Consider the following 22,994-nt stretch of genomic DNA (forward strand, 5'->3'; position numbering starts at 1 on the left):
AGAATTCATCGAATCAAAATCACTAAGGAGCTGATACTATGAAAAGATCAACCAAAGTAAAAATCGGAGTAGGCGTCGTTGTGGCGGCTAGTACTGCGACAGCTGTAATTGCATCTGGCAAGCTGATCGAAAAAGCGCGCCACGTATCAAATCGTTGTAAGGTGAAACGTTTCGTCAATGACAAATTTGACGGCAGTGACTCACTGTTAGCAATCGTTGATAAACTTTCAGATGATGATTTGGATAATGTCATGAATATTTTGAACAAAATCAAGAGCGGAAAAAAGCGTGTATCGGTCTACGGTGAGTCCATCAAAGATACGACCGAAGATTTAAAAGACCGTTTGATGGACCTTGTAGATAAAATGATGTAAAAGATGTGCCAGCGATGGCGCATCTTTTTTTGTGGGTATAATTATGCTAAAGTAAGGAACATCAATATGAGCGAAATGAGGATACGAATGGAACGCGTGAGTCAATTAACGGAAGAAGAAAAACTTTTTTTTATGCAAGAGGCGATCAGCGAAGCCAATAAGGCGAAGGCAGTCGAGGAGGTGCCGATCGGTGCGGTGGTGGTCTATCGTGGAGAGATCATTGGACGAGGGTACAATTTGCGGGAGCACAGTCAAGACGCGACGAGCCATGCGGAAATGTTCGCGATTCGTGCGGCGTGCAAGGAGCTGGAAAGCTGGCGGCTGGAGGAGTGTCAATTGTTTGTGACGCTGGAGCCCTGTCCAATGTGCAGCGGCGGGATGATTCTTTCCCGAATTGAAGAGGTTTATTTTGGGGCCTATGATCCGAAAGGCGGGACGGCCGGCACCTTGATGAATCTTTTGACGGATGAACGCTTCAATCATCGGGCATATGTCGAAGGCGGGATTCTCGAGGAAGAATGCGGACAGTTGTTGACGAATTTTTTCCGTGAGATTCGGGCACGGAAAAAAAAGACTAGCCAAAACGACTAGAGTTTGTTATACTATTTTTTGCCGAAAGGCAGGACAATGCCGGGCCTGTGAATTGTGTCAGGTCTGGAAGGAAGCAGCACTAAGTAGGATCCGGCATGTGTCTGATATGAACCGCGTAACAGCAAGCCTGAGAGCTTGCTTTTTTATTTGTCAAAAACCAAAAGGGGTAGAAAAGGGGCAAGATCTACTTACCTTTAGCATTGAGCTTTTCAACAATACTAGCCTTTGTCTTCTTGGTTACATGGGTGTATATCTTCATTGTTGTTTCCATGTCGGAGTGTCCTACACGTTCCATGATCGCTTTTACAGGTATGTTCAATTCAGCAAGTAGCGAGATGTGAGAGTGTCTAAAAATATGGCTAGACATTTTCTTTTTGATAGCATCTTTACCAAGCTTGTCATTCATAGTCTTTAGCGAGTTATTAAACGCATTGATTTGAATCGGCTTGCCTGTCTTACCAACAAAGAGGTAAGGAGTTTTACACTTAAATTTTAACTTATTTTCTAAAATCAATTCATCGAGTATCTCAATCGCTCGATTAGATAGATCAATTTCACGATATGATGCTAGGGTCTTAGGCATCTCTTTTTTTGCATTTTTATAGCCGTCCGAATAATCTAAAGTACCAATAACCTTTATAGTTTGGCTATTCGGATCGTAATCATCAATTGTGAGGCTTATAGCTTCGCCTGCACGCAGTCCAGTTAAATACATGAACTCAGCTAACCTTCCGTGATGGACGCTCTGAAACGTGCTGTAATAGACGTTCAATAGCTTGTTGATTTCTTCTTCTTCTAAATACTTATCTTCCACTCTTTCATAAGTTTCTTTTGTTAAAGCTGGTTTTGGAACTTTCGCCCTGTTAATAGGATTAATTTTGATTATTTCCATATCCACTGCATAATCAAGCGCCATTTTTAGCACACTTCGAAACTTCTTCTTATATTCGTAAGATTGAGGTAACTCATTTATGAAATCTTGATAAAATCTTGTGTCTGTGTTTCGCACCACCGCAGCAGTGTTAATATTCTTTCGTATGTATTTCAAAAGTTTCTCATAATTAACTTGTGATGATTGGCGAATAGAAACCTTATGCTGATTCCACCACGCATCTAATAGCTCGCCAAGTGTAATCTTGATTTGATTCTTTTCTTCGATCTTCTTATCAATTTTTTCTTGAAGTTCTATGTTTGCTTGCTTCTTAGCTTGATTAGATTTGCTGTTAAGTGTGATGGAAACTTTTCTGCTTTTTTCTGTGTATGGGTCAATGTATCGTTCAGAATATTTGTATTTCCCGTTCGGTAATTCTTCAATCCACATGTAAATTCAACTCCTTGAATGGAACGTATGTTCTTTTTTGGCGTTATTAAAGAAGCCCCTAAAGTGGGGCAGCTTTAGTACGAACCAACCCATGAAGCATTTGCAAAATAAACTTCATAATCAGTTGTATCGTTCATTATATCGAAATAAGCGATACCTGTAGCAGATTTTCCTGGTTGGATTGTTTCAGAATAAAAATCTCTTGAATTTAGTTCAGCTTTCATATTGTTACCATCGTAGAAATCTAATTGATGCGACGTAACTTCAAAAGGCTTATCCCCTAAATTCGTCACTGTAAAAGTAACTTTAGCGAAGTATCCTTTTTGAGGAATATAATAGTCCCCGTCACCCATATCTTTTTCTACCGAATCAATCTTCACATCCATCATATCTCCGGATTCGCTTTCTAAAGGCTGGCTTTGGCCGATAGAAGCGGAGGTGGCGGTATTCGGACTAGAACTGTCACCACCTACGTATTCAGAATCTGGCTTAGGAGCATTCTCGTCTGAAACTTGTTGCTTTGCCTTCTCAAATTCTGAGTCGAAATCGTAACTGCTTGTACCAGAAATTGAAGATTCAGTTTCGCTAGAATTGCTATTTACTATTCCGCTAATAATGAATATTGAAGCAACAATAAACAACCCTAATATTACCCAAATAATTGGATTTTTAAATTCACTTTTATTCATTTTGTTCCCTCCGATTAATATTTTCTTTTACTGGGATTAGCCATATCCCACACAACTTTTCCCTCAATATAAACTTCCTCAAGTTCATAAGGATTGGTAATCATGATTGAATGCTCTTTTTCATCATATGAATCAGGTTCTAAAACAACTCCTGTCTTAAGTCTATAGAATCTTTTAACAGTATATTCTGTTCCGTTGAGCCTAACTGCTGCTACATCACCATTACAAATCTGTTCATCAGGGTCTATGAGAATATATTGTCCATCTGGGAAAAGTTTGTTCATAGAATTACCTGTAATTTCTAATAACTTTGAATTTGGATGCTTCAAGCCGATATTCATCGGGATTTCTACATCTTCTGGTATCTCATAGCTTTCAAGGGGGCGTCCTGCGACTATCTTTCCGACTAAAGGGCGAACCATTGTCTTCCCAGTCATTGACATGAGTTCTTCTCCAATTAAAAAGGAGTAATCAAGATTCAATGCTTTAGCAGCTGTTAAAATCTTATTTTCTGGGAAAGGAATCTCATGGGAGGCGTATCTTGATATAGTAGAGCGATTAACACCTAGCTTTTTTCCAAGTTCCTCTTGGGATATTTTTCTTATTTTTCTATATTTCTCGATCAAGTCTGCTATTTCACTGTTTTTTCTCAATTTTTTTCACCTCTCGAAAACATGTTCGTATCAACGATATTAGTATAACAAACGTGCGTATAACGCAACAAGCAAAATTATTTATTATTTTATGTTGCGTATACGCACGGAACTTGTTATGATTCATTATGTAACAGAGAGGTAGGTGAATAAAAATGTTATTTGACTATAATTTGCTAAAAGAAGCGCGAAAGAACGAAGGTAAAACAAAAGCTGATGTTGCTGCATATTTAAACATTGATAGAAGTTCATACTCTAGAAAAGAAGACGGATTAATTACTTTCGATGTACGAGAATTAGCTAAGGTAATGGAGTTCTTGAATATCCCGAGATCAAGAAGAGGAGAATTTTTTTTGGAGTAAATCGTGCATAAAAGAAACAAACGGCAAAGAAAAACGTGCGTTAAGGAAACTTATCCACAGGTGATTTACCTATAATAATAATTTGATGAGAAAAAATAAAATAACGAATTGAAGTTGTGGATAACTTAGCACCTTGGAAGACTTTTTTACAGCTGAAGATATGATCGAAATTTAAATAACGCAAAGGATGATAAATAATGACTGAAAAAATCGCCTTAGCAGAAACCATCAAATTGCCTCAATTATCAATGCCAAAGGATGAAGCGATAAAATATTTCGGATTTGAAGGACATGAATCTACATTCCAAAGATTGTTAGCAGAATTTAAAGTACATCCTGATTTCAAAAGTGGTTATCGAGCACCGACATACAAAATTGTGCTGATAAACATCAATCTGTTTGATCAATTTTTGGATTGGAAGGACAAAAATAAATTTAAATAGAGGAGGTAATAGCATGAATGAAGTAAAAATCAATGTAAAGCTAACCGGTGTAGAAGAAGCTACTGAAAAAGCAGAGCGATATGTCGAACTATTAAAAGAAGCCAAAGCGTTGGCAGACGAATTAGCTTCAATGGAGTTTGAAATTGGAATTAAGCAGTAAAGGAGGCAACAGCATGAATAATATACCAGTAAATATTGTCATTAGAGGGGTGGAAGCTCTAGAAAGCATAGCAAATAGCCTCAGCACTTTGGCAGAAGATACTAAGGCAAGCAAAGAGTTAAAAGAAACTCTTATTACAAATGTTGACAACATGCAAAATGCAATCGAAAGACTAAAAAGTGATCCTTTTGGATTAAATGAAGGGGATTAATGATTTAACTTTAACGGCAAAATCAAGAACCTTATTGATGTCGTCTTCAAATTTCGATTCCATAATTGCTATGGCATCGGTTGTTAAGCTCACATAAAAAATAGTATTTCCTGCTAACAATCCAGATATCAGGCCTTTTCTACGGAGTTCAAAACATGTGAAATTGACGTCTGAAATTTCCCACTCAGGCATTATGTTTTCATGAATTGAATTAACATCACCAAATAAAACAGCTTTTTCTTTTGAAATTTTGCTTTTCCTACGATCTATATAGGTCTTGTACATGGACGATAGTAAAAATTTAGCATCATTGGTTAAATTATCCATAATTTTCACCTCACTTTCTACAGTGAGTATATCAAACGATAGGAGATAAACGATGAAAAATAAAAAAATTGCACTAGGAGTTACCGCTGCATTGTTTCTAGGATCAACTGTAGGATTCGCCGCAGGCGCTGGTTTCTTCGATAACGCAACAACTGTTGAACAGAACATCTACAAACTGGCTAACATTGCTACGCAGAACAAACAGAAGGCAGCAGACGTTCAAAGCAAACTTGATCAAACGACTGGGCAACAAAAGAACCTGCAAGATCAGCTAGACAGTTTGAAACAGCAATTGTCAAACAAACAAAACGAGGTCAATGCGAAGCAGTCTGAAATCGAAGCCAAACAACGTGAAGTCGAATCTAAGCAACAAGAAGTCACGCAAAAACAGCAAGAGGCGGATAAGCTGCGTAATGAACTATCTAATGCTCAAAATGATTCAACGCAAAAAGACGCACGCATGTCTGAGTTAGCAAATTTGAGCCAACAAAAAGTAAACGAGTTGGGCCAGTAGGGGGTTTAATGATGAAAAAACTCTATTGGCTTCGCAGAACTGGAGCAATGCTATTGGCGTTCGGGATAGGTGCAGCACTAACAGGAAGTATTCCAGAATGGTTAAAGGCAGTTTATGTAACTGCAGTGTTCGGATTGGTACTTATCTATGACGTAACTGAATACGAAGTAAAAAAAGCCAACCGAGGGGGCTGACAATGAGTAGCAGTGACATCATTACTCTTTCAACAATTGTTTTTGGATTAGCTTCAATAATCATCAATGTGTATTTGATTGTAAGAGATATATTTTTTTAAATGTCGGGGGTACAAAAATGGAGATTCAAATAACTGGAACACCAAATGAAGTTGAAGAAATGTTTCGTCGTATTGGTAAAAGTAAAGAACCAGTTGATTTAACAATAAACAATATCAATCCAAATAGGGCTTTGAAAGTTGCAAAAAGTATAGAAGACGTAACCTATAGTCTTTCTAATGACAACGTTGTAAACACGGAAAACATTTCACCTGAATCAATTACAATCATTGCTGAATGTCAGTTGAGCCCGGTAATGAAGCTACGTTCTTCAAGGGAGGTAATTTAAATTGCTCCGTACCTCTTTAGTCACAAAAAAAGACTAGCCCCGTCTACCAAACTAAGCTAGTCAAAATACATCTATATAAGGAGAGTTTATCATGACATCACGCGATAGTCTAGGCGTTCCTATGGAACCGCCGGAAGAAAAAGAAATATTGAAAGATATCTACGGAGATCCAATTTATTTGAACAGTACCATTTACATCAATAAAGATGGTCTGCTGCTTGAAGAAAACTTAGAACGCTATACAAATGAGTATGTGGAGGAGTTAACCGCAGGCGAAGCGAACGAAGAACTTAGAGAAGCTATGCTGCCAAGTGAGTATTCAGAGGTAGTCAAAGAAGCTTTACTCACTTGGATCGTAAATAACGGCTATGCGAAGTTTTTCGACTTACATCCTAAGAGAGGAGAGGACGTTTTTGAATCTAGAAGATATCACTAGAGAAATCGAATTGATGAGACAAGTACAAAAATCAAAACTAGATCTGTACGATCGTCAGATAGCTGAAATTACAGACGCAAAAGTAGCATTTTTAAATAAATCAAAGCAGGAGTTAGATGCTGCGATAGAGATTCAAAGGCAGCTCTTAGGTGACGTGGAGTCGGTAGAAACTGAGAGTTTCTTAATCAGTAAAAAACACCCAAATATGAAAAGTAAGACAACTTACAAATTGAATCTTCCAAAATCAAAAGAGGAAAAAGTCCGATTTGATCGATACATGAAGGAAGAACATCCAGGTTTAATAAAGGAAGAATTAGTGGTCAAACCTATACAAAATGATATTAAGCAACTTCTAGTCGATGGAATTTTCCATATGACTGATGAAGGATTGTTGATTGATGATAACGGAATGGCTATTCCAAACACAACCGTTGATGTTAAGGGAATCGAAGTGAAAGTGAAGGTGAAAGAGTAGATGGAAAAAACAAAAATGCAAGTCTTACTAGATTATTTACGAACGCACCCAACAGGTACAAACCAAGAAATCGCCGATGGGCTGGGTGAAGGCTATGATCGGGAGTTTGTTAAAGGAAATATTTCTATTATGAAAACTCGTAAATGGATTAAAGTAACAGGCCAAGGAGCTAATCGTACCATCGAAGTAACGTATGAAGATCCGGCCAACATGCAAGAGTATAAAAAAGGAATTTATACTCAAATGCTACCAACGTTGCTCCATTCTTTCGAACAAACGACGAATATTCAAGATCAAGTGTTGGCTGCCAAAACGATATTTAAAATTCTAGATAATTTATAAGGAGGACGAATAATGTTCCAGTTACCGGAAAACAAACCGCAGGTCCCGAAAGATACGCCACGAAATTACTTTATTTGGGGAGAAACGATGAGTGGCAAGTCTTATCTTGCAAGCGAGTTTCCAAACCCCATCGTTTTGAATACTGATGGAAATGCTGAGGCAAATAGCGTTCCATCGATTCAAATTCGGAATGTGAAAGATAAATCTGGGAAGATCGTCAAAGGCGCTCCAGAACAAATTGGGGAAGTAATCCTTGCTTTACAAACACAGACACATTCTTATGAAACAGTTGTTTTAGATGTAATCGATGACATTATCGAGATGATCAAACAATATGTTCAAGTTGAAAATGGTGTGAAGTCATTAGGTGATATTCCTTATGGAAAAGGCTACGACGCTTTTAATGGTTTACTCACTGAACTAGTTATTGATCTTAAAACTTTACCTATGAATGTCGTCTATATCAGTAGGCAAATTCAAAAGATGGAAAACAATGTCTACATTGATATCCCTTCACTAAAAGATAAATACGTAAACTTGATCAACGGAAATAGTGATTTAAATATCCAAACCAAAAAACTCGGCAACAAATACATTCGACGGGTTGAAGCTCGTCGCAAATCTTACACAAGAGATCATGTGGATGATCAAAAAATCTTAGCTATTTTAGACACCATCACTGGTGTATTTGATAGAACGCAGCGAACAAGTCGGCAAGATCAAGACAAAATCGCTAACGATATCACCAAACAACAAGAAACACGATTTGAACCACAAGAAAGCAAACCATTATAAAGAAGAAGAGGAGAATGAACAATGTCATTACTAGATTTAGCGAAGGAAATTAAAGATAATTTTAACCCCGAAACAGATAAGGTAAACAGCGGAGGGAATCGTATTCCGGCAGGGACATACGACACTGTTATTGCGAATGTAGAGTTCGCAAACTATGATAGCGGCTGGGAGAACATCGTTGTTACTGCGGAGATTACAACTGGTGAATTATCTGGACGTAAAGAATTAGTAAGTTTTTCGTTTATTGAAGACTGGAATGGAAAAGCAATTCATGAATACGTATTACAACGCAATATGAAACTTGCCCAAAAATTGGCCTTCATCGGGGATTATGCCTTCAAAGAGACTGATTTCCAAGATACTTATTCAGTTGCACTGGCTCTAAAAAATATTATTGGAACTCAAATGGTTCTAACAATCAAAGAGCGTGAAAACAAAAAAGATAAAGAAAATCCGTTCCGCGAGTATGAAGTGGACGGTTATCCAAATGAAACGGATTTTGCTCCTGAAACTGATCGCGGTTTTCCGTCGGATGACGATGCACCTGCATTGTAAGGCTTGAACTATGACAATGATGGATTGGGCACTTAAATATAGCAGGTTGGGCTTTTCAGTGATACCAATGAAAGAAAAGACTCCTCTCATTAAATTTGCTGATTGCCCACCATTAACAGAAAAAGAAATACAAGACCTTTGGACGAAGTATCCGGATGCAAATATTGCAGTCAAAACAGATAAGTTTTTTGTGATCGATATTGATCGCCACGAGGGCGGGGATGACGGTTTTAAGTCGATTGCTTTATATGATTATCCCGAACATTTCAGAGACACGATGTATCAGATGACACCAAACGGTGGAGAACAACTTTTCTATTTCAAGAAAGACAGTCTGCCAGCTAACCAAAATATCGGTTGGTTGGCGGGTGTTGATGTGAAAGCTCATCCGAATAATTATGTGATGGTCCCACCGTCAACAACGAAAAAAGGCACGTATGAATGGGCAGTATCAGAGTTTAATATTGCTCCAGATAAAATCGTGACTGCCTCAAAAGAACTGATTCAAGCAGTTATCAAACTGGCAAGAGAAGATACCAATTTTAAACGCCCTGACTTTAGAGCTAAGACAGGTACGAAAAACAAGACTACTGAAATACTTGAGACGGTCGCGGAAGGCTTTGGATCATCTAATAGTGGACGTAACGACAAGTTAGCGAAGTTTGTAGGAGGATTACTTTTACGAGGTGTAGAAGAAGATCGTATCAGAGCATTGGCGAATCAAACGAATCGAAATAGCATCAACCCGCTTCCAAACAAAGAAGTAGTAGCAACAGTAGAGAGTATCATCAAGAAACATCACCGCGAGAAAGGGGTTGTTGTAAATCAGTAGAGAAAAACCAGTCATTGATTTAACACCCTACCAAAAACAAAAGGAAATCGAACAAAAGCGAGACGATGCGTATCAAAATTGGGGATTTATTTTCAATAAGGATGGGCAGTTAAAGAAGAACTCAATAGTCAATGTTGAAGCTATTTTAGCCAACGATCCTAATTTGATTGGAAAAATCGCCTATAACCAGTTTACCTATGATGTCGAAATTACCGAGCTAATACCATTAGAGTATTTCAGTATTGAGAAAGGGATCGCCAAGAATGATTTAGAACCCGCTTTACTGAGTTATTTTGAAAAATATTACCAAGTATTATTCCCGAAAGGGAACGTCAATGATGCCATCGTTAACATAGCCAACCGACAGAAATACAATCCCGTTAAAGACTATTTTGAACATTGTTATAAAGATTGGGACGAAGAGTCCAGAATTGCAGAATTTTTTCCTGCCTATCTAGGTGTTGAATACAGTAGTTTAACTACTTTAATTACAAAACTTTGGTTAGTAGGAGCAGTCACGAAAGTATATGAGCCATTAGCAAAATTCGATTTTGTTCTTGATCTCGTTGGTGGTCAAGGATCAGGGAAGACGACGGTTCTTCAAAAATTAGGCGGGCAATGGTATACCGATCAAATAACTGACTTTAAGGATAAGGACAATTTTGCCAACATGCTGCGAGCTTTAATTGTGAACGATGACGAAATGGTTGCAACAGAAAACAGTAAGTTCGAAGAAATAAAAAAGTTTGTCACTGCTCAATATCTTGAATTTCGTAAGCCGTTTGACCGGCGGGCGGAACGATATCCCAAAAATTTCGTTATCGCTCGTACCACAAACCATATTGAATATTTAAAAGACAAGACGGGTGAACGACGCTTTCTCCCACTGCTTACTAACCCAGAGAACCAAATCTATCATCCAGTGACAGATTTAACTCAAGAATACGTGGATCAATTATGGGGTGAAACAGTCAATTTATATAAAAATGGTTTCACCTTCACTTTATCAGCAGAAGAAGCAGAAGAATTAGAAGACCATAGAAAGAATTTCCAATATCAAGATGATGTAGAACAAGCTATTAACACTTACCTTGATATTGATATTCCACGAGGCTTTGAATCTTGGGATCGCTATGATCGACAAGACTACATTCAAGACATGATGCAAAAAGGATATTCCTCAAAAGGAAATCAAGATGAAAAACGCGAGCGAGTCACTAGTACGGATATCGCGTGGGAGTGTTTTAGAAAGGAAATAACTTCAGATCGAAAATTGGCCAATAAGATTAAATATATTTTTGATAATAAAAAAGGATGGAAGAAAACAAGATTTAGAGTGAACAAAATTTCAAAAGATGGGTACGGAAAAAGTAATTAATACCTAAACGTGTCGTCAGCGTGTAGACAAAAAATATTTTTGACGACACACTTAACGCCAAGGGGCACAAGGGATACAGCCTATCGTGTCGTCAATATCTCTATATTTTAATAAGTTTATATTATTTATATATTGAAAAATCTGCGCACGCGAGGGAAAGTTCAGCGGATATTGAATTATTGACGACACACTATGGCTCAACCTCTTGGGGCAGTAAAGCTCATGCCGTGTAGTCAATAATTCTTACTGACGACACACCTTAAATAAACGTTGGTATATTAACATTCTAAAAAAATATTGACGACACATTTAGACGACACAGTGGAGGATATATGTTACCAGAGAAAAAAGTTGAAACACAGATCAAAAATTATTTACTCTCACTCAACGCCTATTTTATTAAAACAATCGGCGGAAGTGTAGCAGCAGGGACGCCAGATATTATCGCTTGTGTGAATGGCAGATTTATTGGAATAGAAGTGAAACGCCCGACTGGCGGAAGAGTGAGTGAATTGCAAAAGAATCATATTAAAAGAATCAACCAAGCTGGCGGCTTAGCATTTGTGGCTTCCAGCAAAGAAGAGGTGATCCACAATTTATCAAGACACCATATTATATGAGTTCCAAAAAGAAGCTTTAAATAATGCTGAGAAAAATTATCTATACGCCTTAGATACCGGTACAGGTAAAACAATTACTTCAATTCATCATTACTTAAAACATGCACCGAATAAAAAGTTATTGATTATCGCGCCTCCTGCGAAAATAAAGGAAGGCGGATGGGACAAAGACATTTTATTTGTTCGAAAATCGTACAACATAAACATTGAATACGAAATATTATCGTATGGGAAGTTATCAAAATCTTGGCATAATTATAAAGATTACTATGTCATTTTTGATGAGGCGCACTATATCAAAAATCCAACCAGTCAAAGGGGTAAAGCGGCGTTACACCTAACAAGGCAATCTGAAGGTTTTTGTTTATTGACGGCAACGCCAATGAGCAACGGCTGGCAAGATAGTTACAACTATTTCATAATGTTCGGTTGCTTTAAAAATAAAACCGCTATGAATAAACGTCATGCGATTTATGAAACGAAGTTTTTCGGTATGCGTCAGATTCCACAAATCGTCGGCTGGAGACGTGAAGACGAACTAGAGCGCATGTACAAACAATTTGCTGTTTCAATCAGTAAAGATGAAGCGTTAGATTTGCCGGATTTAGTTTATCGGAAAGTCTTTTTCAAACCATCTCCATTATACAAGAAGCTAAAAAAGGATCGTGTACTTGATGATGTAGCATATGACACACACCCTAAGTTAGCAGCGGGCTTACGGTTTTATGCAAACCAACAAGATAAGCTAGATTATCTATCGATGATCTGTGAAGGAACAAGTGAGAACATCGTTGTCTTTTATCAATTTAAACAGGAGCTTGAAGATATCAAGAAAATTCTAAAAGACAAAAAGATTTATGAAGTAAACGGCCATCGGTTTGAATTGCCAAAAGATCGCCCAGAAAACAGTGTGACACTAGTCCAATATCAAGCGGGATCAGCAGGAATTGAATTGCAATATGCAAACATTGTTGTCTTTTATACACCGACCTACAGCTATCAAGATTACAGTCAATCTTTAGGACGAGCCTATCGGAATGGTCAAACTAAAAAGGTTACTGTTTATCAATTTAATACTGAAAAGACGATAGAAGAAGACGTTTGGGATGCTTTAAGCAATAAGAAAGATTTTAGCGAAAAGCGATACCTCGATACGAAGTTATAGGACGCTTTGCGGATTGTTAATAAGAAATAAAAATATTTCAATTGAAATAGGAGGGTATAATGAATACAACCAATAATAGAAAATTTGGTAAGTTTCTCGCGACGAACAACACGTTATCGCCAAAGAGACCACAATTAAATCCAGACAAATATTACAAGTTGGATTATGAAAAATGCATCTATTCGATCGTTGGGAAATTGATTAACGAGTATAAACATACGGCGTGTTTTGAAATTGTGAATTGGCATCAAGCTGACGGTGCTATATTGAGAAACTTGGGCCACCGGGTAATCGTTAGAAAACAAGAAGCCGTTGAGATTGAGTAGCTTAAAGTTACTCAGTTTGATGCCATAGAGGAGGTGTTGAAATGAATATTTCACAGGATGCTTTAGCAGAAATGTGTCCGCCCGAAGTAGGCGAATATATTGACGAAAAGATTTTGCCGGAATACGCAAACGGTAAAAACACGGCGAAAATGATAGCAAACTCAATGGCGCAGGATGCTTTGGAAAGGCTTAATTTAAAACATGAAAATCATATCGAATATTACAAGCTATATTCAGATTTAGCGTTAATTGATCCGTATATCAGCGCAAAAGTCAATCGCTGTATTTTAGTAGGGTACATTCAAACAATTTTCGATGAGTGGGAAAATGAATGTTAACTAAGTTAATCAACTTGAATATTAAAAGCTTTGCAAAGTGGTCAATCAGAGAAGAATGTATGCATAGGAAAATAAATTAAAAGGAGCACATAATGAGTACTTTTATTAAGGATCGTAGTTTTAATCCATACCCTCACTTAGTGTTTGAAAACTATTCATCCGCTACAGATGAAATAGTTAATCAATCTAAAGCAAGGTTTTAGAATTGTGGATTGGTATTCAAATGCAAATTTCTATGGGGCGAAAGATTACAGTAGTTTGTTTTTAGTCTATTCTTCTAAAAGTATTTAATTTGGGGCTATCAAGGAGGAAAAGTAAATGGATAAAATTTTTGAGAATGTTTGGAATCGAAGAGACGAAGCTTTAGCTTGGTACACAAATGTAGAGAAAGATTTTAAGCGTGAGCAAGGCATTAATCCTAAGAAGCTTGCAAAGATTTGCAAGGAAGAAGGAACAACGATAGATGAATTTCTTCCCTACGCACAAAAACGAGCGAAAGAAGAAAACGTACAGTAATGAAGAAGATCGTGTCAGGAGGATAATTTATGAACTTGTATTTCGATCAAAAAGTTTTTAGAGAGCATAAAAAAGCTATAGAGATCAAGCAATCTAAGGTTGATCATAGACGATTCATTGAACGTTCGAATCGCAAACAGCTTTGTCGGAAAAAGAATAGACGTGTCCAATCTATACGTTAGTGGAGGAGTTGGAGGAAATAAAAATGGGTTTAACAGTTTTTAAAATGGAATTTTATCATTTTGATAATACTTCAATCACGATGATGAAAAATAGTAAGTTTCTGTATAGCGTGGAAATTGTAGATGATAACGGCAGGTACGAATTTAGTAACGGTCTGACATTCAAAGAAGCAAAAGCGATTGTAGACAGTGAAATTCAAACATTTGCAGATAAGTTGAAAGTCAATTAATGACGGAAATCACGTAGGAAGGAATGGTCAGTATGAAGGTTTATATCGTAGCAATAACAGATTCAACATATATGTTTCCGGTTTGTGATGGGAAACTTTTTAAAATGAAATCTGCAGCTCAAAAAGCTTGTGACAGATACAACGGAACGCACCCTAATAAAGCGAAAGTATTAGTCGCCGATAATTGGCATTTGGAGGACGGCGAATGAATATTATCAAAATAATTTTTGAAGTAATCGGTTATGCATTAAACATTGCGCTATTAATTTATTGGGCGTATTTCATTTTTTACGGTGGGATTTGGCAAGTTGGAAACTTTATGAATATAGAACTAGAAGGCTTGCTGAGGAACAGTAAGAAAGCATACAAATCAACTAACGGAAAGTTCAAAGTGAAAGAAATATCTAATGTCATACAATTTGACGAAATGGGCTATCCTCTACGGCTAGTTATGATTGATTTAGACAATGGTACTGTCGATCATGTTTGGCGGGATACTACAGAAAGAGAAGGTGACGTGGTGTTAGAGTGGACTAAAATTTAGTTCCGCTAACCACGCCAATTAAGGAGGGATGATTAATAATGACGATTAGATTTAGGAGAATTAGAGCAAAAGGACAAATTAAGAAGAACAGCTATATAAAATATTTGAAAAGAAAACACGACTATACCAACTGTAGTTGGTGCAATCGTGTTATCAAGAAAAATTCTAATTTTTGCTGTTGGTGTGGCAAGTCAATTAATTAAAGATGGTCTTTTTAACAGTTTCCGACAGAACATCGACTAATAAATTATAAAGTGAATCTTTAACTAATTTAGAAGCTTTAGAATAGCCTTTGGAAAATTTTGCTTCAGCAACTTTAGTTTTAGGTGTATCAACTAATAAATCGGGAATCGCTGATTCAATAAGTTGTTTATCTTGATCACTCAGACCATCATCTAACGCGACTAATTCAGCTGCACCTTCTAAAATCTTTTGAGTCCATGGGAATGGTGTTCCACAAGACTTACAGTAATTTGGAACTGATTTAGTGAATCCAACTGTAATCACTCCATCAATGTCTCTATCACCTAAAATTGCTTGTTCACAGTTAGGGCAGGTGACAATAACCTTTTCACCACATAATTCGCAAAATTCAGGTGGATTTGGATTGTTAGATGAACTGTAGTGATCAGTTACTTGGTGACCGTTTAAACATATTTTTTGATAGTATTGTTTTCCCATTGTTAACCTCCTTATCAATATTTCAGTGGACCACTCACTGATAAGGAGATTATATCAAATAAAGCATTTACAAAACGATTGTAATTAAAAAGAAGGCTAACTCAGCCTATCAAGTAAGAAAAGAGGTATGAAATGAATAAACAAGAATTGATTGAAAAGATAAAAGCGAATGGCGAATGGTTTGAAACAAATAGGTATGTGAAAATCACCAAGGCTGTTGAGCTCATTAGCCAACTAGACGAACCGCAGAAAGTCAAAGTGCCGGCGTTTGTAGCACCATTTATCGAAAAACTAAAAATCACGAACCGTAGATATGGTGTTGAATTAGAAAAAGCATATAACAATGAAGAAGACGAAGAATTAGTAATTTGGCTTTGGTTTAACGAAAACGTCTTGACCTTGTTTAGAGCGTTAGAAAAAGGCTACGAGGTCGAGGAAGAGCCGAAATGGAAAATAATTAATGATCAAAAATACTGTCTGACATCAATAGAAGCAGGATATGGCAACTCGTTACATTGGGCTTTCGACAGCACGAAGAAAAAGCCGATCCTCTTTGATAACGAGGAAACGGCATTGTATACCGCATATATTACTGGCGGCACAGTCGAGAAAGTGTAGGTGGGATCGATGGAATCACTTTTTGAACGAGCTGAAGGAATGGCTCAAGAAAAATATCGGCAAACGTTTGATTATGCGACAAGAAATATAGGAGTCGCTTTTCGAAATGTTCTCAGAGAAAACAAGTTGCCAGAACCGCAATATAAAGAAACGAAGTTGAACGAGAATTATCTGGAAGAAATGATCAGCTACATGGAGATAATTCATCAAAAGGACTTGAAAGAGGTGGCGGAATGAAAGTAAATCCCATTTTCAAATTTGCGCTATTGGTTTTGCTGGTTCTGTCACCAACACTAATTGGAGTGTTTGGTTGTATTTTTACGGACTGGGACAATGATAAGGTTGCAGGCATAGTGATTCTTGTCTATATGGTCGGAACACTATTCATTCTATTGCTAGCGTTTTTGTGGGTGTTCATTTTTGAAGATAGTTATGATGAGTGGAAAAAGCTTCAAGAAAAGAATATCAATAAACGAGCAATCCATGATAAAGAAATGAAACGACTGAAAGAAGAGATGGAAGAAATGCGGCGACGGTTAGATGATCGTTGGGATAATTTTTAGTTCCGCTAACCGACCCAACTGCATAAAAAAAGACAGCCGACCACTGGCTGTCTGAGAAAAAGAAACTTTCGTCTAGTTTCCGCTAGACAAAATAATTTTACCACAAAAAGACCACCGGGATAAGTCAGTGGTCAGTGAGCTGGACATTGAAAGGATCAATAAAAAAGGAGTACCAGCTCGTATGTATTGTACATCAAATAAGAAGTGGAAGTGAAACATATGATACTGGATATCGAAATCGGGAAAATTTATAAATTATCTGATGCTAAGCCGCCAGCTTTTGCCAAAATCACAAAAATTTCTAATCATGATGTTTGGAACGATATTTTAGAAGATGACGAATTAACGCAACTTGCATGGGGAGATTGGTATCAATGGGCCAATAAAAATATCTACTGCCATTTTGGAGCTGGATTCGACACGTATAGGCTGGTTCCGGCAACTGCGGAAGAAATTGCCATTTATGAAGATAAAGTTAGAAAATATCGATCGGAGGACAACAATGATACCGAAGTTTAGAGCGTGGGATAAGGAAACAGCCGAAATGTGTAATGTTGGTGCACTATATTTTAGTAGAGACTACGAGTTAGAAGCTGTTTCCGTTCATCTACCTAACGGATATGTGGTTAACAGGAGTTTAACACAAGTAAACCTCATGCAATCAACAGGACTGAAAGACAAGAACGGCGTGGAGATATTTGAAGGGGATATTGTTAAAGTATCTAATCATCCTTTTCAAAAAAATGACAATGGAATCGGTATTGAAATAAATGGAAATTATGTAATTGGTTGGTCAGAATATTCGCTATCTTGGTTAGCTGGGAATTTAATATTAGCTGAGCTTAAACCTTTTATAGAAGTTATCGGCAACATCTACGAAAACCCAGAGTTGTTGGAGGTGGAAGGATGATAAAGAAAATTCAAGAATTTTTAGCTGCAGCGTATCCAATATTTTTGTTGGTGATGGCCACTATATATGTGTTCGTAGAAGACGGGAATAGATCACTTTTGTTCATATTACTCTACGCGGTTTGTTTAATTGGTGATCGCTTACGGGATATTTATAAAAGTATTAGCATTTTATGGTGTCGAATCTACTTAAGAAATAAAAAAGACGGCATCGAGTAGATCTAGTAACGTCGCCAATTAAGCAATGAAATACAATATATGGTTTCGTTAATTCGCAGAAACACAATATATTGTGGATAAAGCTGTTAATATGTGCATAACAAAATTATTGGGAGGAAATGTTTTGAAGCAAATCATTGAACTAGGGGATAAATCAATAAAGAGAATTGCTTTAGAAGTCCATAAGCTGGATCAGAAGGATAAAGAGAAAGCTAGAAAAGAATTCAAAAGTAGATCACTTCATAATACGAAACTATTGCTAGAAAATTATTATAAATTAAAAGCTCATTGCGATAGCATGCACACCAGAATAAATGAAACTAACGAAACTTCCCTTTGGTACAAAGGGCGAATGACAATTGATGCGTTGATGGAGAATCAAGTGAAAACTGTCAAAATGATGTGGCATGTTGATGACAGTCTTGAGAAATACAAGCGCGTATGCAAAGGAGAGACTAAAAAATCGAAATCAAGAAGGTATAACATCCTAAAAGACTTTTATATTGATGGGTTATCAATTGATCGAATAGCAGATAAATATGATGTCGATAGAACAACTATCCTTAGAAATAAAGATGATGCTATAGATGATCTATCAATTTATCTTTTTGGTATAGATATTTTTAACGAACTATAGTAAATGCACATTTTATGCACCACAATGCGACTATTAATGTATTAACATGATAACGTGAAATAAGTATGATTAATCCATCAAGCAGACGACTCAAACTAACTTTATTGGCATGAAGTTTCTCCTTATACCTTTTAATAAACATTCGTCTAGCTTGGTGGGTTATTCTCTTTTTGACTACACTGCCACTTTGCGGAAACAGAGTAGGCAAACAATTGGCGGCATGAAATAATGATTTCTACATTGAGCATGCCGTTCTATTTTTTTGAAAATTGAAAACTCAATAGATTCGAACCTAGTGAAGATCGTTTGAACAACGAGCTAGGACAATGTGGGATAAGTCGTAACAAGTGAGAATGCGGGATACTGTGTTCTGATTTGGGTATGGATCACAGAAGGATGCGTCCGGTAATATGATCGGAACTAGTGGTAAAAGCCATTATACGCAAAGCGTTGTGTGGAAATTATGCAGAGGTAAGGTGCAAGACTTTCGGGCGAGACAATAGACGCTCCAGTGGAGAATAATCTTAGTTAGGGTTAGCGTGAGAAACTAAGCAAACCTAAGAAAACTCAAAACAATCGCTACTGATGAGAAACCTAGAAATAGGTGTATGACGAAAGAAATTGGCACGAGTAGCTTAACTTATCAGCTCTTTGGAGTAAACAGATGCTAAGCCAAAAAATGGCTAATAATGTTTAACAATAATATGCTGAATGTTCAAGTGAAAGTTGTTGGCTGTTATGCCAGACCACGCACGAAAAGCAAGAAGAAGCATTACTGTAGCTCGGTAGTGTTCAGCCTTCTTGGGCGTGTTACCCAATAACCTTGAAAATAATTAAAGCAGGAAGAAAAGCCTGAATCTGTTGAGTTTTGAGTTTTTAAAATGATACATAATCAAGATCGCTTAGGCGGTCTTTTTATTTTGTACAAGGAGTGATTTGAATGTATCGACCGCAATATTTAGAACAAAGGTATGAGGTGACTAACATATATGCTTGGTCTAATACTGTTCCATATTTTACTATTCGAACACCAATTAAAAGCAATACATATGAACGTAAAGAAAACAATGAAGTCATTAGGCGATACGGAAGAAAGATACATCGAAGAAAGGGCTGATCCAAATGAGAAACCACTGGTACATTTCATTGGCAGGTAACTATCCGCAGCGCGCAATGTCTGCGCAGATAGCAAAGCGTTATACCATTGTTGAGCTGACGGATGAAGCGACACCGAATGAGATTGATCAGTGCAAGTTGGTTCTCATTGGTATTGGTTGGTTTAAGGATGAACATATACAGGCAAACATAAAGAGGTGGTTGAAATGAAACTAATAGATTATATACATGAAGGATACAACATAGTAACATCGGAATGCATAGGAAGAGCAATTAGACAATCACATCCGGCTACGTTTGTGTTTACAGGTGGAGACTTTGAAAGTATACCACGTGGGAAATTACTGGTTGATAGTTTCTATAGCTATCTTCCTGGAATAAGGGACGCTATGGAACTTCAGAATGCTTATGCAGTGGAACGATTTACTAATGATTTTGTTGGGGCAGAAGCAAGAGTTAAATCAATGAACTCGCTTGAACAAAGCCTAAAGTATCTGAATAACAAACAAGAACCTAACCTACTAGAAATCAAACTGAAGGATACTGATTCGGTCCCTGAAGTCTGGTATCGAGGCGAGCGGGTGGACGAGATGCCTAAAGCTTTGGTGGATATCTCGTATCATTACAGGACGACCGGAGAGTGGCCTGATGATTCAGCCAATGACATCAACATAGAATACTACTCAACATCGAATGATAAGTACCTCGATAAGAAGATCATTGGACACAAGCGGGACATGTAGATGATTGAAGTAACAACTAAAGCAGACAGAGCTAAGTTCTATTCATCAAGCGAGTGGAAGCAGCTAAGGAAAGAAGTGCTGGAACGTGATCACTACGAATGTCTGTGGTGTAAAGAAGAAGGCAAGGTTACAACTGTTAACGATTCTATCTTGGAAGTGGATCACATTAAAGAGCTTGAATATCATCCAGAATTTGCTACTGATATAGATAATCTAAGAACATTGTGCAAAGAATGCCACAATAAACGGCATAGTCGTATGAATTATCGCGGCGCAGAACGTAAGAAAAAATTTGATGATGAATGGTGGTGACGATTTGGAAGAATTAGTTAACGGGATGTTTAATGTTTACTTGGAATTAATTAAACAAGAGGACGAAGAACAAGGTGAAAAAATCGAGCAAGTATTTATTTCGATGTTTAACTTAATGTCGGAAAAGGAACAAATTAAATGTAAGAAAGAATCGTTAATCAAATTGTTGCAAGAGTTGTAAGCCCCCCGGTCTAAAATATTTCAATGTTAAATGAGATTTTGGAAACCGGTGGATGGGCTCGACTCCGCAGAAATATCGAAAATTCTCGTGAAGGGGGGGTAGGTATGAAATACAATATCAAGAAATTAGAAAAAGAGTTGACTACAAAAGTTGATACAGAATCTCAAAAAGAAATTGAAAAAATTAATAGATATATTAATCTTCTAGAAATCTTCTATGAACTTGACGAGAGTATCAAAGAAGATGGCTCAATGGTGATCACAGAAAACGGCTCACAACGATTCTTGAAACCTAACCCTGCCATTGTCGAGAAAACAAAAATCAATACTCAGCTTCTTGCTATTGAACGGTCCTTTATTTTTATTGATGATAATGACCGTCCGGACGACGGAAGTGATTTGGTATGATCAGCCATAAATACATTGAAGACTATTTTAATCGATATGAGAGTGGGGAAATAAAGCTTAATAAAGATCGAGTAGATTTAATTAAGTACCTCAAAAGAGAGGTGCTTAGCCGGAATGACCTATATTTTGATGATCAACAAATAGACAATTACATAAGTTTTAGTGAACGGTGGTTTTTCTCTTTAGATCCATGGGAGAAATTTATAGCTCCGTTCATTTTTTTGTACTTCAAAGAAGATGATGAACTATTTTTTGAAGAATTTTTTATTTCCATGGGTCGTGGTGGCGGTAAGAATGGTTTTATCACCACATTAGCGACTTACTTTATTAGTCCATTACATGGGATTCGTAATTACAATGTTTCCGTAGTAGCCAACTCGGAAAAACAAGCGAAAGTATCTTTTGATGAATCATTCAATAAGATAGAAGCTGAAAAAGGTTTGCAAAAATCTTTTGATCACAAAAAAGCACAGATTACAGGGGTAGCTACTAAAAGCGTGTTTACGTTTCAAACTTCTAACGCCTCAACTAAAGATGGCGGTCGTGAGGGATGCGTAATCTATGATGAAATACATGAGATGGAAAATCGAGCGACTGTAGACGTTTTTAGTGGTGGGCTCGGTAAAGTAGCTAATCCTCGTGAGTTTTTCATTGGAACAGATGGCTTTGTACGTGAAGGATTTTATGATCAATTGGTTGAGCGTTGCAGGGATGTCATGAATGGAGATAACCCTGATGATGATCGAATTTTTCCTTTTATCTGCAAACTAGATGATAAAGCAGAAGTCGACGAATATGACATGTGGGAGAAGGCAAATCCGGCTTTTGAAAAACCTATTATAGGTCGTTCTAAACGTCTATTTAATAAAGTGAAAAAACAATACTTGGCACTGAACACGAACCCTGGTGGCCGTTTAGCCTTTATGACAAAGCGTATGAATTTGCCTGAAGAAGATGTTGAAAAAGACGTTACTTCATGGGAAAACATTCTGGCGACAAATAGACCTTACCCAGAATTGCTGCACAGAACGGCGATAGCTGGGTTCGACTACGCAAGTATTCGAGATTTTGCAAGTGTAGGGTTGTTGTTCAAAATAGAAGGTCGATATGTTTGGAAAACTCATTCATTTGTGAGGAAAGGCTTCTTACAAATGGTTAAGTTGAAAGCCCCGATTGAAGAATGGGAACAAAGAGGGTTGTTGACAATTGTTGATGAACCTTCTATCGATCCAATGCATATCGTTCGTTGGTTAGATAATCAACGTGACTACTATGGTATTCAAAAAGTCGTTGCCGACAATTTTCGTATGGACCTCTTAAAACCATTATTAGAAGAGTACGGTTTTGAATATGAATTCATTCGAAATCCTCGTGGAGTACATTCAAAAGTGGCACCAATTGTAGAGGACAGTTTTGCTAATAAAAAGATAATCTTTGAGGATAACCCTCTCATGCGCTGGTACGTACAGAATACATTGGTTAAAACAGATGCTCTGGGTAACAAGACCTATCTTAAAAAAGAAGAAAAGACACGTAAAACGGATGGTTTTCAGGCGTTTTTGATGGCTCTTTACAAATCAGACGAGATCGAAGAAACCGATATTTCCGGCTTCTTAGATCTCATGGACGGAATCAATTTCTAGCAGG

Annotated in this window: 42 protein-coding genes and 1 other RNA gene; 38 read left to right on the forward strand and 5 right to left on the reverse strand. The window is 37.2% G+C overall.

Annotation, left to right across the window (positions count from 1 at the left end):
* Positions 1 to 38: 38 nt before the first annotated feature.
* From I592_RS02840 to ffs, 3 genes are all read left to right on the forward strand, one after another.
* On the forward strand, positions 39 to 374 hold the full coding sequence (locus I592_RS02840) for a hypothetical protein (protein ID WP_010781732.1): 336 nt from the start codon (positions 39 to 41) through the stop codon (positions 372 to 374).
* A gap of 87 nt (positions 375 to 461) precedes the next feature.
* Complete coding sequence (tadA, locus tag I592_RS02845) at positions 462 to 965, forward strand: tRNA adenosine(34) deaminase TadA (protein WP_010781731.1); 504 nt, start codon at positions 462 to 464, stop codon at positions 963 to 965.
* Between the two features lie 26 nt (positions 966 to 991).
* Positions 992 to 1,075: signal recognition particle sRNA small type (ffs, locus tag I592_RS20900), an RNA gene on the forward strand.
* A 74-nt stretch (positions 1,076 to 1,149) separates the two neighbouring features.
* Here ffs and I592_RS02850 read toward each other — a convergent pair.
* The 3 genes from I592_RS02850 to I592_RS02860 form a co-directional block, all read right to left on the reverse strand.
* Entirely contained in the window at positions 1,150 to 2,286 is a 1,137-nt protein-coding gene (locus I592_RS02850; protein WP_010781730.1) for a tyrosine-type recombinase/integrase, read from the reverse strand.
* A 74-nt stretch (positions 2,287 to 2,360) separates the two neighbouring features.
* Complete coding sequence (locus tag I592_RS20675) at positions 2,361 to 2,975, reverse strand: DUF4352 domain-containing protein (protein ID WP_010781729.1); 615 nt, start codon at positions 2,973 to 2,975, stop codon at positions 2,361 to 2,363.
* Positions 2,976 to 2,989: 14 nt separating this feature from the next.
* Positions 2,990 to 3,628 (reverse strand): LexA family protein, encoded by a 639-nt coding sequence (locus tag I592_RS02860; protein ID WP_010781728.1) that lies wholly within the window; start codon positions 3,626 to 3,628, stop codon positions 2,990 to 2,992.
* A gap of 155 nt (positions 3,629 to 3,783) precedes the next feature.
* On the opposite strand from I592_RS02860, the gene I592_RS02865 reads away from it, so the two are divergent.
* The 4 genes from I592_RS02865 (at position 3,784) to I592_RS02875 (ending at position 4,804) form a co-directional block, all read left to right on the forward strand.
* A complete protein-coding gene (locus I592_RS02865) occupies positions 3,784 to 3,990 on the forward strand; it encodes a helix-turn-helix domain-containing protein (protein ID WP_010781727.1) in 207 nt (68 codons plus the stop codon).
* A gap of 197 nt (positions 3,991 to 4,187) precedes the next feature.
* Positions 4,188 to 4,433, forward strand: a complete 246-nt coding sequence (locus I592_RS02870; RefSeq protein ID WP_010781726.1) for a hypothetical protein — start codon at positions 4,188 to 4,190, stop codon at positions 4,431 to 4,433.
* A gap of 13 nt (positions 4,434 to 4,446) precedes the next feature.
* Positions 4,447 to 4,593, forward strand: coding sequence for a hypothetical protein (locus I592_RS21555; protein ID WP_010781725.1), 147 nt, complete (start codon positions 4,447 to 4,449; stop codon positions 4,591 to 4,593).
* Between the two features lie 13 nt (positions 4,594 to 4,606).
* Positions 4,607 to 4,804, forward strand: a complete 198-nt coding sequence (locus tag I592_RS02875; protein WP_010781724.1) for a hypothetical protein — start codon at positions 4,607 to 4,609, stop codon at positions 4,802 to 4,804.
* On the opposite strand, the gene I592_RS02880 is transcribed toward I592_RS02875, so the two are convergent.
* Positions 4,787 to 5,131: a hypothetical protein gene (locus tag I592_RS02880; RefSeq protein ID WP_010781723.1), complete on the reverse strand. Its 345-nt coding sequence runs from the start codon at positions 5,129 to 5,131 to the stop codon at positions 4,787 to 4,789. The genes I592_RS02875 and I592_RS02880 overlap by 18 nt on opposite strands.
* Before the next feature lie 52 nt (positions 5,132 to 5,183).
* Between I592_RS02880 and I592_RS02885 the strand changes: the two genes are divergently transcribed.
* The 19 genes from I592_RS02885 (at position 5,184) to I592_RS02965 (ending at position 14,961) form a co-directional block, all read left to right on the forward strand.
* Positions 5,184 to 5,645 (forward strand): hypothetical protein, encoded by a 462-nt coding sequence (locus I592_RS02885; RefSeq protein WP_010781722.1) that lies wholly within the window; start codon positions 5,184 to 5,186, stop codon positions 5,643 to 5,645.
* An 11-nt stretch (positions 5,646 to 5,656) separates the two neighbouring features.
* Positions 5,657 to 5,839 carry a hypothetical protein gene (locus tag I592_RS02890; protein WP_049944388.1) on the forward strand — a complete coding sequence of 61 codons (183 nt, stop codon included), beginning with the start codon at positions 5,657 to 5,659 and terminating at the stop codon, positions 5,837 to 5,839.
* A gap of 118 nt (positions 5,840 to 5,957) precedes the next feature.
* A complete protein-coding gene (locus I592_RS02895; protein ID WP_010781719.1) occupies positions 5,958 to 6,227 on the forward strand; it encodes a hypothetical protein in 270 nt (89 codons plus the stop codon).
* Between the two features lie 91 nt (positions 6,228 to 6,318).
* Positions 6,319 to 6,663 (forward strand): hypothetical protein, encoded by a 345-nt coding sequence (locus I592_RS02900; protein WP_010781718.1) that lies wholly within the window; start codon positions 6,319 to 6,321, stop codon positions 6,661 to 6,663.
* Positions 6,641 to 7,138 carry a hypothetical protein gene (locus I592_RS02905; RefSeq protein ID WP_010781717.1) on the forward strand — a complete coding sequence of 166 codons (498 nt, stop codon included), beginning with the start codon at positions 6,641 to 6,643 and terminating at the stop codon, positions 7,136 to 7,138. Before I592_RS02900 ends, I592_RS02905 begins: the two co-directional genes overlap by 23 nt.
* Positions 7,139 to 7,480: a hypothetical protein gene (locus tag I592_RS02910; protein ID WP_044926017.1), complete on the forward strand. Its 342-nt coding sequence runs from the start codon at positions 7,139 to 7,141 to the stop codon at positions 7,478 to 7,480.
* Positions 7,481 to 7,492: 12 nt separating this feature from the next.
* The gene (locus I592_RS02915) at positions 7,493 to 8,275 is read left to right on the forward strand and encodes an AAA family ATPase (protein ID WP_010781715.1); all 783 of its coding nucleotides are present in this window, start codon (positions 7,493 to 7,495) and stop codon (positions 8,273 to 8,275) included.
* Between the two features lie 21 nt (positions 8,276 to 8,296).
* On the forward strand, positions 8,297 to 8,830 hold the full coding sequence (locus I592_RS02920; protein WP_010781714.1) for a hypothetical protein: 534 nt from the start codon (positions 8,297 to 8,299) through the stop codon (positions 8,828 to 8,830).
* A 19-nt stretch (positions 8,831 to 8,849) separates the two neighbouring features.
* Complete coding sequence (locus I592_RS02925; RefSeq protein WP_244265150.1) at positions 8,850 to 9,662, forward strand: bifunctional DNA primase/polymerase; 813 nt, start codon at positions 8,850 to 8,852, stop codon at positions 9,660 to 9,662.
* A gap of 163 nt (positions 9,663 to 9,825) precedes the next feature.
* Complete coding sequence (locus tag I592_RS02930) at positions 9,826 to 11,040, forward strand: VapE domain-containing protein (protein ID WP_010781712.1); 1,215 nt, start codon at positions 9,826 to 9,828, stop codon at positions 11,038 to 11,040.
* 332 nt (positions 11,041 to 11,372) lie between these two features.
* Positions 11,373 to 11,660, forward strand: a complete 288-nt coding sequence (locus I592_RS02935) for a VRR-NUC domain-containing protein (RefSeq protein ID WP_010781711.1) — start codon at positions 11,373 to 11,375, stop codon at positions 11,658 to 11,660.
* Entirely contained in the window at positions 11,650 to 12,825 is a 1,176-nt protein-coding gene (locus tag I592_RS02940; protein ID WP_044926024.1) for a helicase-related protein, read from the forward strand. The genes I592_RS02935 and I592_RS02940 overlap by 11 nt, the downstream gene beginning before the upstream one ends.
* A gap of 59 nt (positions 12,826 to 12,884) precedes the next feature.
* Positions 12,885 to 13,151 carry a hypothetical protein gene (locus tag I592_RS02945; RefSeq protein WP_010781709.1) on the forward strand — a complete coding sequence of 89 codons (267 nt, stop codon included), beginning with the start codon at positions 12,885 to 12,887 and terminating at the stop codon, positions 13,149 to 13,151.
* Positions 13,152 to 13,192: 41 nt separating this feature from the next.
* Positions 13,193 to 13,489, forward strand: coding sequence for a hypothetical protein (locus I592_RS02950; protein ID WP_010781708.1), 297 nt, complete (start codon positions 13,193 to 13,195; stop codon positions 13,487 to 13,489).
* 318 nt (positions 13,490 to 13,807) lie between these two features.
* Positions 13,808 to 14,005, forward strand: coding sequence for a hypothetical protein (locus I592_RS02955; RefSeq protein WP_010781706.1), 198 nt, complete (start codon positions 13,808 to 13,810; stop codon positions 14,003 to 14,005).
* A 29-nt stretch (positions 14,006 to 14,034) separates the two neighbouring features.
* Positions 14,035 to 14,187, forward strand: coding sequence for a hypothetical protein (locus I592_RS21360; RefSeq protein WP_010781705.1), 153 nt, complete (start codon positions 14,035 to 14,037; stop codon positions 14,185 to 14,187).
* A gap of 23 nt (positions 14,188 to 14,210) precedes the next feature.
* Entirely contained in the window at positions 14,211 to 14,417 is a 207-nt protein-coding gene (locus I592_RS02960) for a hypothetical protein (RefSeq protein ID WP_010781704.1), read from the forward strand.
* Between the two features lie 32 nt (positions 14,418 to 14,449).
* Positions 14,450 to 14,626 (forward strand): hypothetical protein, encoded by a 177-nt coding sequence (locus I592_RS21560; protein ID WP_010781703.1) that lies wholly within the window; start codon positions 14,450 to 14,452, stop codon positions 14,624 to 14,626.
* Positions 14,623 to 14,961, forward strand: coding sequence for a hypothetical protein (locus I592_RS02965; RefSeq protein WP_010781702.1), 339 nt, complete (start codon positions 14,623 to 14,625; stop codon positions 14,959 to 14,961). The genes I592_RS21560 and I592_RS02965 overlap by 4 nt, the downstream gene beginning before the upstream one ends.
* Before the next feature lie 195 nt (positions 14,962 to 15,156).
* Here the strand turns inward: I592_RS02965 and I592_RS02970 are convergent, their stop codons facing one another.
* Positions 15,157 to 15,642 carry a DUF2321 domain-containing protein gene (locus I592_RS02970; protein ID WP_010779941.1) on the reverse strand — a complete coding sequence of 162 codons (486 nt, stop codon included), beginning with the start codon at positions 15,640 to 15,642 and terminating at the stop codon, positions 15,157 to 15,159.
* Positions 15,643 to 15,774: 132 nt separating this feature from the next.
* On the opposite strand from I592_RS02970, the gene I592_RS02975 reads away from it, so the two are divergent.
* From I592_RS02975 to I592_RS03035, 12 genes are all read left to right on the forward strand, one after another.
* Complete coding sequence (locus I592_RS02975) at positions 15,775 to 16,260, forward strand: DUF1642 domain-containing protein (protein ID WP_010781701.1); 486 nt, start codon at positions 15,775 to 15,777, stop codon at positions 16,258 to 16,260.
* A gap of 9 nt (positions 16,261 to 16,269) precedes the next feature.
* A complete protein-coding gene (locus I592_RS02980; protein ID WP_010781700.1) occupies positions 16,270 to 16,497 on the forward strand; it encodes a hypothetical protein in 228 nt (75 codons plus the stop codon).
* Positions 16,494 to 16,823, forward strand: a complete 330-nt coding sequence (locus I592_RS02985; RefSeq protein WP_010781699.1) for a hypothetical protein — start codon at positions 16,494 to 16,496, stop codon at positions 16,821 to 16,823. Before I592_RS02980 ends, I592_RS02985 begins: the two co-directional genes overlap by 4 nt.
* 219 nt (positions 16,824 to 17,042) lie before the next feature.
* Complete coding sequence (locus tag I592_RS02990) at positions 17,043 to 17,342, forward strand: hypothetical protein (protein WP_010781698.1); 300 nt, start codon at positions 17,043 to 17,045, stop codon at positions 17,340 to 17,342.
* On the forward strand, positions 17,326 to 17,733 hold the full coding sequence (locus I592_RS02995; protein ID WP_010781697.1) for a YopX family protein: 408 nt from the start codon (positions 17,326 to 17,328) through the stop codon (positions 17,731 to 17,733). The genes I592_RS02990 and I592_RS02995 overlap by 17 nt, the downstream gene beginning before the upstream one ends.
* A 342-nt stretch (positions 17,734 to 18,075) precedes the next feature.
* A complete protein-coding gene (locus tag I592_RS03005; RefSeq protein WP_010781695.1) occupies positions 18,076 to 18,588 on the forward strand; it encodes a hypothetical protein in 513 nt (170 codons plus the stop codon).
* 1,122 nt (positions 18,589 to 19,710) lie between these two features.
* Complete coding sequence (locus I592_RS22265; protein ID WP_010781693.1) at positions 19,711 to 19,914, forward strand: hypothetical protein; 204 nt, start codon at positions 19,711 to 19,713, stop codon at positions 19,912 to 19,914.
* Positions 19,911 to 20,447 (forward strand): hypothetical protein, encoded by a 537-nt coding sequence (locus I592_RS03015; RefSeq protein ID WP_010781692.1) that lies wholly within the window; start codon positions 19,911 to 19,913, stop codon positions 20,445 to 20,447. Before I592_RS22265 ends, I592_RS03015 begins: the two co-directional genes overlap by 4 nt.
* On the forward strand, positions 20,448 to 20,759 hold the full coding sequence (locus I592_RS03020) for an HNH endonuclease (RefSeq protein WP_010781691.1): 312 nt from the start codon (positions 20,448 to 20,450) through the stop codon (positions 20,757 to 20,759).
* On the forward strand, positions 20,743 to 20,940 hold the full coding sequence (locus tag I592_RS21565; RefSeq protein ID WP_044926029.1) for a hypothetical protein: 198 nt from the start codon (positions 20,743 to 20,745) through the stop codon (positions 20,938 to 20,940). The genes I592_RS03020 and I592_RS21565 overlap by 17 nt, the downstream gene beginning before the upstream one ends.
* 104 nt (positions 20,941 to 21,044) lie before the next feature.
* A complete protein-coding gene (locus I592_RS03030; RefSeq protein WP_010781689.1) occupies positions 21,045 to 21,347 on the forward strand; it encodes a P27 family phage terminase small subunit in 303 nt (100 codons plus the stop codon).
* Entirely contained in the window at positions 21,344 to 22,990 is a 1,647-nt protein-coding gene (locus tag I592_RS03035) for a terminase TerL endonuclease subunit (RefSeq protein ID WP_010781688.1), read from the forward strand. Before I592_RS03030 ends, I592_RS03035 begins: the two co-directional genes overlap by 4 nt.
* Positions 22,991 to 22,994: the final 4 nt, after the last annotated feature.

This window comes from Enterococcus gilvus ATCC BAA-350, assembly GCF_000407545.1.
GTDB lineage: Bacteria > Bacillota > Bacilli > Lactobacillales > Enterococcaceae > Enterococcus_A > Enterococcus_A gilvus.